The sequence below is a fragment of the Micromonospora sp. NPDC000316 genome (assembly GCF_042898885.1).
GTDB lineage: Bacteria > Actinomycetota > Actinomycetes > Mycobacteriales > Micromonosporaceae > Micromonospora.
In genome coordinates this window covers 67811-81320 of sequence record NZ_JBIAZG010000003.1, presented here as the reverse complement: position 1 = coordinate 81320, position 13510 = coordinate 67811, and the positions used below count along the sequence as shown (strand labels likewise).

Annotated in this window: 15 protein-coding genes and 1 riboswitch; of the genes, 6 read left to right on the top strand and 9 right to left on the bottom strand. The window is 71.6% G+C overall.

Annotated features, from left to right (window positions below; genetic code table 11):
• Nucleotides 1-15 precede the first annotated feature (15 nt).
• A complete protein-coding gene (locus ACFY2Q_RS08595; RefSeq protein ID WP_387128556.1) occupies nt 16-846 on the bottom strand; it encodes an alpha/beta fold hydrolase in 831 nt (276 codons plus the stop codon).
• Between the two features lie 104 nt (nt 847-950).
• Nucleotides 951-1055: riboswitch (TPP riboswitch) on the top strand.
• 74 nt (nt 1056-1129) lie between these two features.
• Here ACFY2Q_RS08595 and ACFY2Q_RS08590 point away from each other — a divergent pair.
• The 3 genes from ACFY2Q_RS08590 (at nt 1130) to ACFY2Q_RS08580 (ending at nt 4132) form a co-directional block, all read left to right on the top strand.
• Nucleotides 1130-1717, top strand: coding sequence for an ECF transporter S component (locus ACFY2Q_RS08590; protein ID WP_387128555.1), 588 nt, complete (start codon nt 1130-1132; stop codon nt 1715-1717).
• Nucleotides 1718-1830: 113 nt separating this feature from the next.
• On the top strand, nt 1831-3246 hold the full coding sequence (locus ACFY2Q_RS08585; RefSeq protein ID WP_387128554.1) for an ABC transporter ATP-binding protein: 1416 nt from the start codon (nt 1831-1833) through the stop codon (nt 3244-3246).
• Nucleotides 3247-3331: 85 nt separating this feature from the next.
• Nucleotides 3332-4132, top strand: a complete 801-nt coding sequence (locus ACFY2Q_RS08580; RefSeq protein WP_387128553.1) for an energy-coupling factor transporter transmembrane component T family protein — start codon at nt 3332-3334, stop codon at nt 4130-4132.
• Between the two features lie 170 nt (nt 4133-4302).
• Here the strand turns inward: ACFY2Q_RS08580 and ACFY2Q_RS08575 are convergent, their stop codons facing one another.
• Nucleotides 4303-4761 (bottom strand): hypothetical protein, encoded by a 459-nt coding sequence (locus tag ACFY2Q_RS08575; RefSeq protein ID WP_387128552.1) that lies wholly within the window; start codon nt 4759-4761, stop codon nt 4303-4305.
• Between the two features lie 285 nt (nt 4762-5046).
• On the opposite strand from ACFY2Q_RS08575, the gene ACFY2Q_RS08570 reads away from it, so the two are divergent.
• Nucleotides 5047-5343 carry an MTH1187 family thiamine-binding protein gene (locus tag ACFY2Q_RS08570; RefSeq protein ID WP_387128551.1) on the top strand — a complete coding sequence of 99 codons (297 nt, stop codon included), beginning with the start codon at nt 5047-5049 and terminating at the stop codon, nt 5341-5343.
• A gap of 185 nt (nt 5344-5528) precedes the next feature.
• Nucleotides 5529-6971, top strand: coding sequence for an NADP-dependent phosphogluconate dehydrogenase (gene gndA / locus ACFY2Q_RS08565; RefSeq protein ID WP_387128550.1), 1443 nt, complete (start codon nt 5529-5531; stop codon nt 6969-6971).
• Nucleotides 6972-7273: 302 nt separating this feature from the next.
• Here gndA and ACFY2Q_RS08560 read toward each other — a convergent pair whose 3' ends face one another.
• The 5 genes from ACFY2Q_RS08560 to recO form a co-directional block, all read right to left on the bottom strand.
• Nucleotides 7274-8035: a pirin family protein gene (locus tag ACFY2Q_RS08560; protein ID WP_387128549.1), complete on the bottom strand. Its 762-nt coding sequence runs from the start codon at nt 8033-8035 to the stop codon at nt 7274-7276.
• Nucleotides 8032-8280, bottom strand: coding sequence for a thioredoxin reductase (locus ACFY2Q_RS08555; protein WP_387128548.1), 249 nt, complete (start codon nt 8278-8280; stop codon nt 8032-8034). The genes ACFY2Q_RS08560 and ACFY2Q_RS08555 overlap by 4 nt, the downstream gene beginning before the upstream one ends.
• Before the next feature lie 100 nt (nt 8281-8380).
• Nucleotides 8381-8566, bottom strand: a complete 186-nt coding sequence (locus tag ACFY2Q_RS08550) for a hypothetical protein (RefSeq protein WP_357012681.1) — start codon at nt 8564-8566, stop codon at nt 8381-8383.
• 66 nt (nt 8567-8632) lie between these two features.
• A complete protein-coding gene (locus ACFY2Q_RS08545; RefSeq protein WP_387128547.1) occupies nt 8633-9445 on the bottom strand; it encodes an isoprenyl transferase in 813 nt (270 codons plus the stop codon).
• Nucleotides 9446-9449: 4 nt separating this feature from the next.
• Nucleotides 9450-10316, bottom strand: a complete 867-nt coding sequence (gene recO / locus ACFY2Q_RS08540; RefSeq protein WP_387128546.1) for a DNA repair protein RecO — start codon at nt 10314-10316, stop codon at nt 9450-9452.
• A 102-nt stretch (nt 10317-10418) separates the two neighbouring features.
• On the opposite strand from recO, the gene ACFY2Q_RS08535 reads away from it, so the two are divergent.
• The gene (locus tag ACFY2Q_RS08535; RefSeq protein ID WP_387128545.1) at nt 10419-11225 is read left to right on the top strand and encodes a DUF4097 domain-containing protein; all 807 of its coding nucleotides are present in this window, start codon (nt 10419-10421) and stop codon (nt 11223-11225) included.
• On the opposite strand, the gene ACFY2Q_RS08530 is transcribed toward ACFY2Q_RS08535, so the two are convergent.
• On the bottom strand, nt 11212-12429 hold the full coding sequence (locus ACFY2Q_RS08530) for an acyltransferase (RefSeq protein ID WP_387128544.1): 1218 nt from the start codon (nt 12427-12429) through the stop codon (nt 11212-11214). The genes ACFY2Q_RS08535 and ACFY2Q_RS08530 overlap by 14 nt on opposite strands.
• Before the next feature lie 182 nt (nt 12430-12611).
• Entirely contained in the window at nt 12612-13508 is an 897-nt protein-coding gene (era, locus tag ACFY2Q_RS08525; RefSeq protein WP_387129110.1) for a GTPase Era, read from the bottom strand.
• Nucleotides 13509-13510 lie beyond the last annotated feature (2 nt).

Here is a 13510-nt window from a genome sequence, read left to right as displayed (position 1 = left end):
GTCGACAGGCACCGCTCAGGCCGTTCCTGCGACCCGGGCCAGGATCGCCTCGGCGAGCGGCCCCGGCGCGGCGTCCGGGATCCAGTGGGTGACACCGGGCAGCGGTACGAAGCGGTAGTCGCCACTAACGTTTGCGGCGCAGGCTTCGGCGGCGGTCCGGCCGATGGCGATGTCCCTGTCACTCCACACATACGTGGTCGGCACCGCGACCGGGCCGACGGCGGCCAGGTCGGCCCGGGACATGGCCCGGTACCAGTTGAGGGCGGGGGTGAGGGCGCCCGGCTCGCGCATCGGGTCGGCGTAACGGCCTACCTGGGACGCGTCACCCACCCCGCCGAGCAGCTTGCGCAGCGCCATCGCGTTGAACGCCAGCAGCACCTTCTCGGCCTTGCCGGGCTTACGGAACAGCGCGATGTACGACGAGCGGGCCTTCTGCTCGGTGCCGGTGGCGAGGGCGTGCGCCATGGCGGCCGGATGCGGCACGGACACGGCGGTGAGCGTACGGACCCGATCGGGGTGCGCGGCGGCCACCGCCCACGCCACGATCGCGCCCCAGTCGTGCCCGACCAGGTGGACGGCGTCCAGCCCGAGCGCGTCGAGCACGGCCACCGCGTCGGCGACCAACTCGGGGATGCGGTAGTCGGCGACCGCCTCCGGCCGCGCACCCGGCGAATAGCCGCGCTGGTCCAGCGCGTACGTGCGCAGCCCGGCCGCGTGCAACGCCGGGACGACCTCGTCCCACTCGCCGCTGTGCTGCGGGAAGCCGTGCAGCAACAGGACCGGAGCGCCGGTCGGTGGACCACCGGTGCGTACCTCGAAGGTGAAACCTCGTGCGTCGACCTGCATGATCGTCAGCCTACCCAGCCGGCGTCCTGCCGGCCGGCCGCTCAGATGGCGGACGTCGCACTGGGCCGGCACGCTCGTCGGTGCTAGCGTCACCGAGACAACTTCACATCCGACAGGGGAGCGCACAGCGCTGAGAGTGCGGGCATGCCCGCAGACCCTCGAACCTGATCTGGGTAATGCCAGCGCAGGGAGTTCGGTCGACCTCCAGCCGCGCCGCCGTCCGGTGCCACCGGACGCGCGGCGTGCGTCTTCTCCTGGTTCGTTCACTGAACTGGGAGCAAACATGGACAACACCACACACCGATGGCGGACCATCGACATCGTGGTCGCCTCGGTGATCGCTGTCGCCTTCGGCGTCATCTTCTGGGCCTGGGGCCTGGTCTGGAGCGCCACCGAGGGCGCCTTCGCCTTCTTCCCGCCGGCACAGACGCTGATCTACGGCGTCTGGCTGATGCCGGCCGTGGTCGGCGGCCTGGTCATCCGCAAGCCCGGCGCGGCGCTCTACTGCGAGACGGTGGCGGCGGTCGTCTCCGCGCTGCTGGGCAGCCAGTGGGCCGGCACGGTCATCCCGCAGGGGATCGTGCAGGGCATCGGCGCCGAGTTGGCCTTCGCCGCCTTCCGCTACCGGTCGTACCGGCTGCCGACAGCGGCGCTGGCCGGCGCGCTTACCGGTCTGAGTGCCGCGCTGTTCGACTTCTTCGTCTGGAACGTCGACTACGCGCTGGGTGACTACCGCATCCCGTACGCGCTGCTCACCATCGTCAGCGCCACGGTGATCGCCGGTGTCGGCGGCTGGCTGCTCACCCGTGCCCTGGCCAACACAGGCGTCCTGGACCGCTTCCCCGCAGGCCGAAACCGAGCCCTCGTCTGACCCCACCCCTCGTGTCGATCATGAGGTTGACTGTGGATTGGGTATCCATCCGCAGGTCAACCTCATGATCGACCAGGCAGGGTGGCACAGGTGGGTGGGAGGGGGTGGGTCCGGTGGGTGAGGTTCTGCTGCGGGGGTTCGGGTGGCGGCACGCTGGGCGGCGCGCCTGGGCGGTGCGCGGGGTCGACCTGCGGGTGGAGGCCGGTGAGCGCGTACTGCTGCTCGGGCCATCGGGGGCCGGCAAGAGCACCCTGCTCAGCGCGCTGGCCGGGTTGCTGGCCGAGGACTCCGGCGAGCAGGAGGGCACCGTCGAGATCGACGGGCTCGACCCGCGCAAGGGCCGCGAACGCGTCGGCATCGTCTTCCAGGACCCGCAGACCCAGTTGGTGATGGCCCGCAGCGGAGACGACGTCGCGTTCGGGCTGGAGAACCGGGGCGTACCGACAGCCGAGATCTGGCCCCGCGTCGACGAGGCACTGCGTCGCGTCGGCTTCCCGTACTCCCGGGACCGCAACACCGCCGCACTCTCCGGCGGCGAGCAGCAACGCCTCGCCCTGGCCGGCGCACTTGCCCTGCGCCCCGGCCTGCTGCTGCTCGACGAACCGACCGCCAACCTCGACCCGGCCGGCGCCGACCTGATCCGACGGGCGGTGGCTGGCGCCCTGGACGCGGACACCACGCTGATCCTTGTCGAACACCGGGTCGCCGATGCGCTGCCGCTTGTCGACCGGGTGGTCGTCCTGGAACCCGGCGGCGGGGTCCGCGCGGACGGGCCACCCGAGGCGGTCTTCGCCGCGCACGGCGCCGCCCTCGCCGCCGAGGGCGTGTGGGTGCCGGGCCACCCCGTCACGCCCCGGCCGGCCACCGCCGCCGCCGGGGAGGTGCTGATCACCGCCGACCGGCTCGGCCTGCCGCCCCGGCTGAGTCCCACAAACCTGGCGGTACGCGCCGGAGAGGCACTCGCCGTACGCGGCCCGAACGGCGCCGGCAAGTCGACGCTCGCACTGCTGCTCGGCGGGCTGCTCAAGCCGGGCACCGGCCGGGTGACCGCGTCCGCCGAGCTGGCCGGTTCGGACCAGCGCACTCCCCCGCACCGGTGGCGTGCACCCGCGCTCGCCCGGCGGATCGGGTCGGTCTTCCAGGACCCGGAGCACCAGTTCGTCACCAGCACCGTCTTCGACGAGTTGGCGCTCGGCCCGCGCCGGACCGGCCAATCCGACTCGACCGTCAAGGACACCGTGGCGGACCTGCTGGACCGGCTGCGGCTGACCCGGCTGGCCGTCGCCAACCCGTACACCCTCTCGGGTGGGGAGGCGCGGCGGCTGAGCGTCGCGACCGCCCTGGCCACCGCGCCACGCCTGCTGATCTGCGACGAACCGACCTTCGGCCAGGACCGGCGCACCTGGCGGGAGTTGGTCGACCTCTTCGCCGACCTGCGCGACGCCGGACACGGAATCGTCACTGTCACCCACGACGCGGATTTCGTCGCCGCGCTCGCCGACCGCACCGTCACCCTGGAGCGACAGTGACCACCCCGGGCGCCAACCTCGTCGACGGCGCTCTCCGGCCGCACCGCGATTCAGGAGCGACAGTGGTCGCCCGGGGTGGCGTCCGATGATCAGTATTGAGCCGGTCGCCGCGCCCGGCGCGCCGCTGGCCCGGCGCAACCCGGTGGCGAAGGTCGCCGCCGCCCTGGTCTTCTCGTTCACCCTGCTGGCCACCCTGGACCCGGTGGCCCCGGCGATCGCCATCGCTGTGGAACTCGCCGTTCTGCCGCTGTTCGGCGTCCGCTACCGGGTGCTGGCCCGACGATCCCTGCCCCTGCTACTCAGCGCCGTGGGCATCCTGGTCACCCTGGTGCTCTTCGCCGCCGACAAGTCCGGCCGGGTCCTGCTGGACGTCGGGCCGGTGCTGGTGACCACAGGCGTCCTGCTCACCGCGCTCGGTCTGGTGCTGCGGGTGTTCGCGGTTGCCCTGCCCGGCGTGATCGTCTTCGCCACCACCGACCCCACCGACCTCGCCGACGCGCTGATCCAGAACGCGAAGGCGCCGCCCCGGTTCGCCATCGGAGCACTTGCCGCGTTCCGGCTGGTGCCGCTGCTCGGGCAGGAATGGCAGATGATCAGCATGGCCCGGCGGGCGCGCGGCGTCGACGCCGGACGCAACCCGGTGGCGAAGCTGCGACTCTTCACCTCCACCGCGTTCGCGCTGCTGGTCGGGGCGATCCGCCGAGGCACCCGACTGGCCGTAGCAATGGACGCGCGGGGGTTCGACGCCGACACACCCCGTACCGTCGCCCGCCGCCAACGCTTCGGCCCCGCCGACTGGCTGCTCGTCGCCGGGGCGGTCGCCCTGGCCGGCGGCGCCCTGACCGTAAGCGTCCTGCTCGGCACCTTCCGCCCGCTGATCGGCTGATCAGCCCCGGGGCCGCTGTCAAGATCCGCACAACATCGGGGATGTTGTGGCCTCGCAGGCCGGAGAAGACCGCACCATCCCTGATGTTGCGGCCTCGCCTGCCGGTGGAGGCCACAACATCGGGGATGGTGTCGTCATCGCCCGCCGCACGGCGGGCGATGACGGATCGGTCAGCTGCGGCGGAAGGCGTAGCGGCGTGGTTGGCCAGCCTGCTGGCTCTTGCCGCCGCCGGAGCGGCCTCCACCACCGTGCGGCGGCCCGGCCGTCGGCGCCGTCGGTCGCCCGGCCGCCTTCGGCAGGTCTGCCACCGCTGGCGCGTCGACTGCTGCCGGCACGTCGACCGGCGCGAGCTCACCCAGCGCCACCGCGGGCAGCGCCGGCCCAACCAGCCCCGCCGGCAGCGCCGGCCCAACCAGCCCCGCCGGCAGCGCCGGTTCAACCAGCCCCGCCGGCAGCGCCGGCTCAACCAGCCCTGCCGGCTCGACCAGCACGGCCGGTAGCGCCGGCTCGACCGTGCGGCCGAGGTCGGGGCGGGTTGGTGGGAGCGGGCCGCGCTTGGCCGCCGGGTCGGTGCCGAGCGGCGTCGGTCCGGGGGTACGGGACTTCTTCGGGTTGCGCCTGGCGGGCATCCGGGCCTCCTTCGGTGCCGACCGTCACGGCCGGTCCCGCGCTCCGGCGGTCGGTCGGATCGGCTGGTGACCGTCGCGGCGCGACGGTCGAGATGGGGAGGGGACTGCTCACCGGAACCGACAAGCACCGCCGAAGACGGCTGGCGAGAATGCGGACGCCGGGAGCGCACGGACCGCGACGCGGGGCGGCGGCCGGCTCGGAAGTGGGGCGTCAGTAGCGCATGACCGGACACTATCGGGTGGGCGTACACCGGCGCAGCCGATTTTCCTGGCACGATCGGCGGCATGCTTATCGCGTTCTCGGTAACCCCGCTCGGTGTCGGTGAGTCCGTCGGTGACCTGGTCGCCGAGGCGGTACGGGTGGTCCGCGAGTCCGGGTTGCCCAACCGGACCGACGCCATGTTCACCACGATCGAGGGTGAGTGGGACGAGGTGATGGCGGTGGTCAAGCGGGCGGTCGACGTGGTGGCCGCGCAGGCGCCGCGGGTGAGCGTGGTGCTCAAGGCCGACGTGCGGCCCGGCGTGACCGACGCGCTCACCGCGAAGGTGGCGCACGTGGAGGATCGCCTGGCCCGGGGCTGACCACCGTCGGTCGCTGACGCCAAGGGTTGGCCGCTGGGTCGGTCGCCGCCCCGAGGCTGGCCGCTGGGCCGGTCGAGGGCGCAGCGCCACCGGTCGGTGACCAACTGTTGACAGGTGTGCTCGCGCTGCGTACCCCGCGATACGGTCGCAGCAGGACTGCACGACAGCGAGAGGTGGCAGCACGGATGGCTCAGCAGGCGACAGCGCAGATCGGCGTGACCGGGCTGGCGGTGATGGGCCGCAACCTGGCCCGCAACCTGGCCCGCAACGGCTTCACCGTGGCGGTGCACAACCGTTCACCCGAGCGCACCCGCAGCCTCATCGCCGAGCACGGTGACGAGGGCACCTTCGTACCCGGCGAGTCGATGGCCGACTTCGTGGCGTCACTGGAACGGCCCCGCGCGGTGATCGTGATGGTCAAGGCGGGCGCGCCCACCGACGCGGTGATCGACGAGTTGGTGCCGCTGCTGGACGAGGGCGACATCATCGTCGACTGTGGCAACGCCCACTTCGCCGACACCCGTCGCCGGGAGGAGGCGCTGCGCGCGAAGGGACTGCACTTCAGCGGCACCGGCGTCTCCGGCGGCGAGGAAGGCGCGCTGCTCGGGCCGAGCATCATGCCGGGGGGTTCGGACGAGTCGTACACCAAGCTCGGTCCGATGTTCGAGAAGATCGCCGCCCACGTGGACGGTGCGCCGTGCTGCATGCACGTCGGACCGGACGGCGCCGGGCACTTCGTCAAGATGGTGCACAACGGCATCGAGTACGCCGACATGCAGCTCATCGCCGAGGCGTACGACCTGCTCCGGGCCGGTCTGGGCGCGCAGCCGGCGGAGATCGCGCAGATCTTCCGCGACTGGAACGAGGGCGAGCTGGGCTCGTTCCTCATCGAGATCACCGCCGATGTGCTCGCGCACACCGACGCGGCGACCGGCCGGCCGTTCGTGGACATCGTGCAGGACCGCGCCGAGCAGAAGGGCACCGGGCGGTGGACCGTGCAGAGCGCCCTCGACCTCGGCATTCCGATCACCGGGATCGCCGAGGCGACGTTCGCCCGTTCGCTCTCCGGGCACGTCGACCAGCGCGAGGCGGCCCGCCGGGCGTTCCCGGACGCCGGTGACAAGTGGCAGGTGACCGACCGGGACGCGTTTATCGAGGACGTCCGCCGGGCGCTGCTCGCTTCCAAGATCGTGGCGTACGCGCAGGGCTTCGACCACATCCGCGCCGGCAGCCAGGAGTACGACTGGAACATCGACCTCGGCGGCACGGCGACGATCTGGCGGGGCGGCTGCATCATCCGAGCCCGCTTCCTCGACCGGATCCGTGAGGCGTACGACGAGCAGCCCGACCTGCCGACGCTGCTTGTGGCGCCGTACTTCGCCGACGCGGTAAGTGCCGGCGTGCCGAGCTGGCGGCGAGTGGTGGCCGACGCGGCCCGGGCCGGAGTGCCGACGCCGGCGTTCTCGTCGTCACTGGCGTACTTCGACGCGCTGCGCGCCGAGCGGCTCCCCGCCGCGCTGATCCAGGGCCTGCGGGACGACTTCGGCGCCCACACCTACCAGCGCGTCGACCGCGAGGGCTCGTTCCACACCCTGTGGTCCGGAGACCAAACCGAACAAAAAGCCTAACCACCCCCCACCCTGCCCCGCGCCCCCTCGCCCTCGCCCGCGCCCGCGCCCGCGCCCGCGCCCGCGCCCGCGCCCGCGATCTTGCACTTTCGGACCCCGAAACGCGGTCTATATACCGTTATGCCCGGGCAGAAAGTGCAAGATCGCGGGCGAGGCGGGGCAGCGCGGGACGGGGCGGGGCAGCGCGAGGCGGGGCGGGGCAGCGCGAGGCGGGGCGGGGCAGCGCGAGGCGGGGCGGGGCAGCGCGAGGCGGGGCGGGGCAGCGCGGGGGCGGGGCAGGGCAGCGCGGGGCGGGGCGCGGGTTAGGCCAGGGTTGCGTGCATTTCCCAGGCCAGGATTTCGGCGGGTTCGGTGGCGGTTACGCGGCGGGCGCCGGTCCTTGTGAGTCGGGCCGCGTCGCCGGTGCCTAGCGGACCGCTGTCTTCCAGGGTCACCGTGCCGTTGGGCACGTACAGGTGCACGAAGGGCGCGTCCGGGAGGGTGACCTCGTCGCCGGGGGCGAGGCGGGCGGCGTGCAGGGTGGCGTACCGGTTGCGGATCCGGATCGCGGACGCGCCGTCGTAGCGGTCCATCCCGGAGGCGATCGGCACCAGGCCGCCCCGCAGCAACTCGTCCTCGATCTCCAGCTGTTCATAGCCGGGGTCGACGCCCTGCTCGTCGGGGAGCACCCACATCTGCACGAAGTGCACGGGGTCGCTGTGCGGCTCCTGGTTGTTGAGCCGCCAGGCGTCGTTCTTCTCCGAGTGCAGGATGCCCGTGCCGGCGCTCATCCGCTGGGCCAGGCCCGGGTAGATCACGCCGGAGTGGCCTGTGGAGTCCTGGTGCACAAGGGAGCCGCGCAGCACCCAGGTGATGATCTCCATGTCCTGGTGCGGGTGGGTCTCGAAGCCGGCGCCCGGGTGGACCACGTCGTCGTTGTTGACAAGCAGCAGACCGTGGTGGGTGTTGGCCGGGTCGTAGTGCCGCGAGAACGAGAACGAGTGCTTCGAGTCCAGCCAGGAGATCCGGGTGGCGAAGCGGTCCTCGGCTCGGCGCACGTCGACCGAGGGTGCGGGCGTGGTCACCAGGCCCGCTGCCCGGCGTCGGGGGTCGACGGTGCCCAGGTGAGGGCCGGCTCGCCGGTGGCCAACTCGGCGATCTCGCCGCTGCGCAGTTGCGGCGTGTGGCCGAACTCCGCGCAGTGCTGCTCGGCGATCTCGGCGCAGATCTCGGCCACCTGTTCGCAGATCGGGTCACCCAGGTCGGCAGCGCTCAACGCCATGATCATCTTGTACCGGAGATCGCGCATATCCACCCCAACCGCCGTCATCACGCCACCTTCGGACCCTACCCGCCCCTCGTCCCCCGCCACCCGGGAACAACGCGAAGGCGCCGCCCGCACGGATGCGGGCGGCGCCTGGCGTCGGGGGTCAGAAGAACCGGCGGCGCTTGGCCTTCTGAGGGCGGATCAGGTCGGCACCTCGGGTCAGCAGCCGACTCGCCCCGGAGGGACCACGCCGGGCCTCCAGGGTGTGGCTGAGGCGGCGGGCACCGGCCGCGGCCACTGGCACCGCGATCGCCATCACCGCCCACTGTGCAATGCGCTTCTGGATCATGTGGGTTCACCTCCGTCAGTGGCTCCTGACGCTTCTGGTACCCACTGTGACGTGCCGGTAAGCCTCTCAGCCCACCGGGGCGACCGGGTTGGGCAGCGCGCCGCCGAAGCGTCGGTCCCGCTGGGCGTACAGCTCGCACGCGTACCAGAGGTGACGGCGGTCGAAGTCCGGCCAGAGCGTGTCCAGAAAGACCAACTCGGCGTACGCGGTCTGCCAGAGCAGGAAGTTGGAGATCCGCTCCTCGCCGGAGGGGCGCAGGAACAGGTCCACCTCCGGGATCTCCGGGTGGTAGAGGTATTTCGCCACGGTCTTCTCGGTGACCTTCGCCGGATCCAGCAGGCCGGCCGCCACGTCCCGGGCGATCGCGGCGGCGGCATCGCCGATCTCGGCCTGCCCGCCGTAGTTGACGCAGAACTGCAGGGTAAGCGTCGAGTTGCCCCGGGACATCTCCTCGGCGGTCTGCAACTCGGAGATGACGCTCTTCCACAACCGGCCGGGCCGACCCGACCAGACCACCCGCACGCCGAGGTCGACAAGTTGGTCGCGACGCCGACGGATGACATCCCGGTTGAACCCCATCAGGAAGCGGACCTCGTCGGGCGAGCGCCGCCAGTTCTCGGTGGAGAACGCGTACGCCGACAGGTAGGGGATGCCCATCTCGATGGCGCCCTCGATGGTGTCGAAGAGGCTGTGCTCCCCCGCCTCGTGGCCCTTGGTGCGGGGCAACCCGCGGTCCTTGGCCCACCGGCCGTTGCCGTCCATCACCACGGCCACGTGCTTTGGCACCGCCTCGGTGGGCAGCGCCGGCGGCCGGGCACCCGACGGGTGCGGTGTCGGTGGCGTCGGCTCGCGCCGGCCGGCTTTCTTCGATCGGATCACTCGATCACTCCTTGCTCGCGCCGTCCGCCCCGGCCTCGACGTCGCCGCGTGGCCGGAGCACCACGGCCCCGGTGCCATCCGGCGGCGAGGCCGTGCCGGCCGCCGAGGAACCCCGGTCGACCAGCGGCAGCGAGCGTAGCGCGCGTTCCAGGTGCCACTGCAGGTGCGCCGCGACAAGGCCGCTGCACTCCCGGCGTACACCGGTCTCGGTGGCGTCGGCGACCACCCAGTCACCGGTGGCCAACGCGGACATCAGGTCGATGGTGGCCGGCGCGGGGTGGGCCGCGCCGGGTGGCCGGCAGTCCGGGCAGACCGCGCCGCCGGCCGGCACGGAAAACGCGCGGTGCCGCCCGGGAGTGCCGCAGACCGCGCAGGCGATAAGCGCCGGCGCCCAGCCCGCCAGGGACATGCCGCGCAGCAGGTACGCGTCGAGCACCAGGGTGGTGGCGTGCTCACCGCGGGACAGCGCCTTCAGCGCGCCCAGGGTGAGCTGGAACAGCCGCAGCGACGGCTCCCGCTCGACAGGCGTCAGCCGCTCGGCGGTCTCGGCGATCGCGCTGGCCGCCGTGTAGCGGGGATAGTCGCCGAGGAACCGCTTGCCGTAGAGGTCGATGCCCTCGACCTGGCTGACGGTGTGCAGCGAACTGCCGTGGTTGCCCTTGGGATCACCGGCAAGTTGCAGGTCGACGTGACCGAACGGCTCCAGCCGGGCACCGAACTTGCTTGTGGTGCGCCGGATGCCCCGGGCCACCGCGCGCAGTCGGCCGTGCCGGCGGGTGAGCAGAGTGATGATCCGGTCGGACTCGCCGAGCTTCTGCACGCGCAGCACCACCGCGTCGTCGCGGTAGAGCTGTCGGCGGTACCCGGCCATCGGGCCATTCTCCCTCGGGGTGCGAAATCAGGGTTGCTTCGGGGTGGACGCGCGGAAGTTCCCTGATGCACAAGGATCTCCACCGACCGTAGCGTGCTCCCCATGGCACAGCACCGGATCACCGCCGCCCCTCGCCGCCTGGCCACCGTGGCCGTCACGTGGGGGTTGGCCACCAGCCTCATCCTGCTCTCCGCGTGTGACAACCTGGCCTTCCGCCGGCTCGACTACGACAACACCGAGGCGGTGAAGATCACCAGCATCCAGGTGCGCGGAGGCTCCGGCGACATGGTGGTCCGGGGCAGCGGCCCGGACACCGAAGTGCGGATCAAGCGGGTGGTGCGTTACCAGGGCGGCGAGCCCAAGACGCGGTACGAGATCAAGGGCAGCGAACTGGTGCTCGACAGCGACTGCGGCAACAGGTGCAGCGTCTCCTACGACGTGACAGTTCCGCCGGGCGTGATCGTGCAGGGTGAGGGCGGCTCCGGCAACGCCGAACTGAGCCGTGTCGGCGCGGTGAAGCTGCGGCTGGGCTCGGGCGACGTGCGCATCACAGACGCCTCCGGTGCGCTCGACGTGGAGACCGGCTCCGGCAACATCGAGGTGAACGGGGCCAGCGCGGCGGTACGCCTGCGCGCTGGGTCCGGCGAGGTCAACGCCCGCCGTGTGAACGGCGCGACGGACGCCGAGGCCGGCTCGGGCAACGTCACAGTCGAACTGGATACGCCCGCCTCTGCACGGGTGCACACCTCCAGCGGAAACGCCACACTGCTGGTGCCGGCCGGCACCTACCGGGTCCGCACCAGCACCGGCTCCGGGGAGGCGGTGGTCACCGTCGCCAACGACCCCGCCGCGTCCCTGGTGCTCGACGGCTCGGCCGGCAGCGGCAACGTCATGATCAGCCAGCGTTGATCTCGACGCTGGAGGCGGCCCCGGCCACCCCCTGCGCCGGTACGCCCGCCCGGCCGCTGGTCTCCTCTGCCCGGCCAGCGCCCAACCGGTCGACTGACTCGACGGCACACCGGCCCGTCGGATCGGCATCGGAGCGGGGCTGCGGGGCAGCCGACCGGCCCGTCGGATCGGCGGTGGCCGGGTTCGGTGGCCCGAACGGGCGCGGCGCGCCAAGGGGGATCAACTCCGGGCGGCGACGGGCGGCGACGTCCTCGACCCAGCCGACAGCCAGGGTGACCAGCCCGACCAGCCCGAAGACCAGCAGCACCCGGATGGCCAGTCCCAGCGGGTCCTGGTGGGACCAGCCGACGACATCGACAAGCGGGGTGAGTGCCACCACGAACGGCATGTGCCAGAGGTAGATGGTCAGCGCCCGCCGGTTGACCACAGTCACCGCCCGGTCGGCCAGCCGGAGACGCTGCAACCAGGCCATCCCCGCCGGTGCCCGCCCTAGGGCGATCAGGATGAACGCCGCCGACCAGAGGGCGTTGCCGAGATGGTTGTCGTTGAGGTCGTACCCCCGGGGGCCTGGATGCGCGACGAGCCAGGCGCCGCCGGCCAGCGCGAGGACCGACGCCAGCGGGTACAGGACCCGGCCGGCGAGCCGTCGCAGCATCCCGGCGTGGTGGGCGAAGCCGAGCAGCCACGCGCCGAAGTACAACCCGAACTCGCGCAGCACCGCCGGGGGCGCCTGGTAGATGCCCACCTCGATCGCCACCAACAGCAGGTACGGGGCGAGCAGGGTGGGCAGCGGAGCCTTACGGAACAGCCAGAGCGCGACAGGCGAGACGAGCACGAACCACAGGTAGTCGCGCAGGTACCAGATGACGCTCAGCGCGAGAGCACCCCAGTGGTTGGCCGGCGGGTCCGCGATCGGGAACAGCCACAGCAGCACCCGAGGTGACAACGCCAGCTCGCTGAACAGCATGGCCGGCACGAAGATCACCGCCAGCACCCACAGCGACGGCAGCAGCCGGCGCAACCGGCGACCGACAGCCACCGGGCCGGAACGGGTGAGCGAGGCGGCCATCAACGAACCGGCGAGCGCGAACATCACCGACATGGCAGGGAAGACGAGTGTGAGGGACGCCCACCCGGTGACGTGGTAGACGACTACTCGGACGATGGCCAGGAAACGGAGCAGATCGAGATACCTGTTGCGCATCAGCCTGCATCTGGGTCGGGGACGCGGGGGGTCGTACTCCCCTACCCTTCGCGCTGTCGCCGCTAAACGGTACCGACGCCGGCCAAACGTGAATCATCCCATACGTCCGACCGAAAACGACTTTGTCCGACAGCGCACCCAACGACCGCCTGGCCCGACCCGCTGGGCCAGGCGGAACGGCGTCAGAACCCCAGCTTGCGCAGCTGCTTCGGGTCGCGCTGCCAGTCCTTCGCCACCCGGACGTGCAGGTCCAGATAGACGCGGGTGCCGAGCAACTCCTCGATCTGCCGGCGAGCGTTGGTGCCGACCTCCTTGAGCCGGCTCGCCTTGTGACCGAGCACGATCGCCTTCTGGCTGGGCCGCTCCACGTACAGGTCGGCGTAGATCTTCGTGAGCTGACCCTCGGGGATCATCTCCTCCACCACCACGGCGATCGAGTGCGGCAGCTCGTCACGGACCCCCTCCAGGGCGGCCTCCCGGATCAGCTCCGCGACCATCACCTGCTCCGGGTCGTCGGTGAGCATGTCGTCCGGATAGAGCTGCGGCGACGGCGGCAGATAGCTGGTCATCACGTCGACAAGCGTGTCCACCTGATGCCCGGAGACGGCGCTCACCGGCACGATCTCGGCGAACTCCCCCATCTCGCTCACCGCGAGCAACTGCTCCGCCAGCCGACCCTTGTCCACCAGATCGGTCTTGGTGACCACGGCAAGCACTGTCGCCTTCAACTCGGCCAGCTCACCGCTGATGAACCGATCGCCACGCCCCACCGGCTCGTCGGCTGGGATGCAGAGACCGATCACGTCGACCTCCGTCCAGGTGGACCGGACCAGGTCGTTGAGGCGCTCCCCGAGCAGCGTCCGGGGACGGTGCAGGCCCGGCGTGTCGACAAGGACCAACTGCGACTCCGGCCGGTGCAGCACCGCCCGGATGACGTGGCGGGTGGTCTGCGGCTTGTTCGAGGTGATCGCGATCTTGGTGCCGACGATGGCGTTGGTAAGCGTCGACTTTCCGGCGTTGGGCCGGCCCACGAAACAGCCGAACCCAGCCCGGTACGGGCGCGGCTCGGGATCCCGCACGG

Excerpts from the sequence above, each read along its gene's own strand:
- ACFY2Q_RS08590 (WP_387128555.1), top strand. The coding sequence starts at position 1,130 with ATGGACAACACCACACACCGATGGCGGACCATCGACATCGTGGTCGCC.
- recO (WP_387128546.1), bottom strand. The coding sequence starts at position 10,316 with ATGGCCGGGTACCGCCGACAGCTCTACCGCGACGACGCGGTGGTGCTG.
- ACFY2Q_RS08580 (WP_387128553.1), top strand. The coding sequence starts at position 3,332 with ATGATCAGTATTGAGCCGGTCGCCGCGCCCGGCGCGCCGCTGGCCCGG.
- ACFY2Q_RS08575 (WP_387128552.1), bottom strand. The coding sequence starts at position 4,761 with ATGCCCGCCAGGCGCAACCCGAAGAAGTCCCGTACCCCCGGACCGACG.
- ACFY2Q_RS08555 (WP_387128548.1), bottom strand. The coding sequence starts at position 8,280 with ATGACGGCGGTTGGGGTGGATATGCGCGATCTCCGGTACAAGATGATC.
- ACFY2Q_RS08570 (WP_387128551.1), top strand. The coding sequence starts at position 5,047 with ATGCTTATCGCGTTCTCGGTAACCCCGCTCGGTGTCGGTGAGTCCGTC.
- ACFY2Q_RS08530 (WP_387128544.1), bottom strand. The coding sequence starts at position 12,429 with ATGCGCAACAGGTATCTCGATCTGCTCCGTTTCCTGGCCATCGTCCGA.
- ACFY2Q_RS08595 (WP_387128556.1), bottom strand. The coding sequence starts at position 846 with ATGCAGGTCGACGCACGAGGTTTCACCTTCGAGGTACGCACCGGTGGT.
- ACFY2Q_RS08535 (WP_387128545.1), top strand. The coding sequence starts at position 10,419 with ATGGCACAGCACCGGATCACCGCCGCCCCTCGCCGCCTGGCCACCGTG.
- gndA (WP_387128550.1), top strand. The coding sequence starts at position 5,529 with ATGGCTCAGCAGGCGACAGCGCAGATCGGCGTGACCGGGCTGGCGGTG.
- ACFY2Q_RS08550 (WP_357012681.1), bottom strand. The coding sequence starts at position 8,566 with ATGATCCAGAAGCGCATTGCACAGTGGGCGGTGATGGCGATCGCGGTG.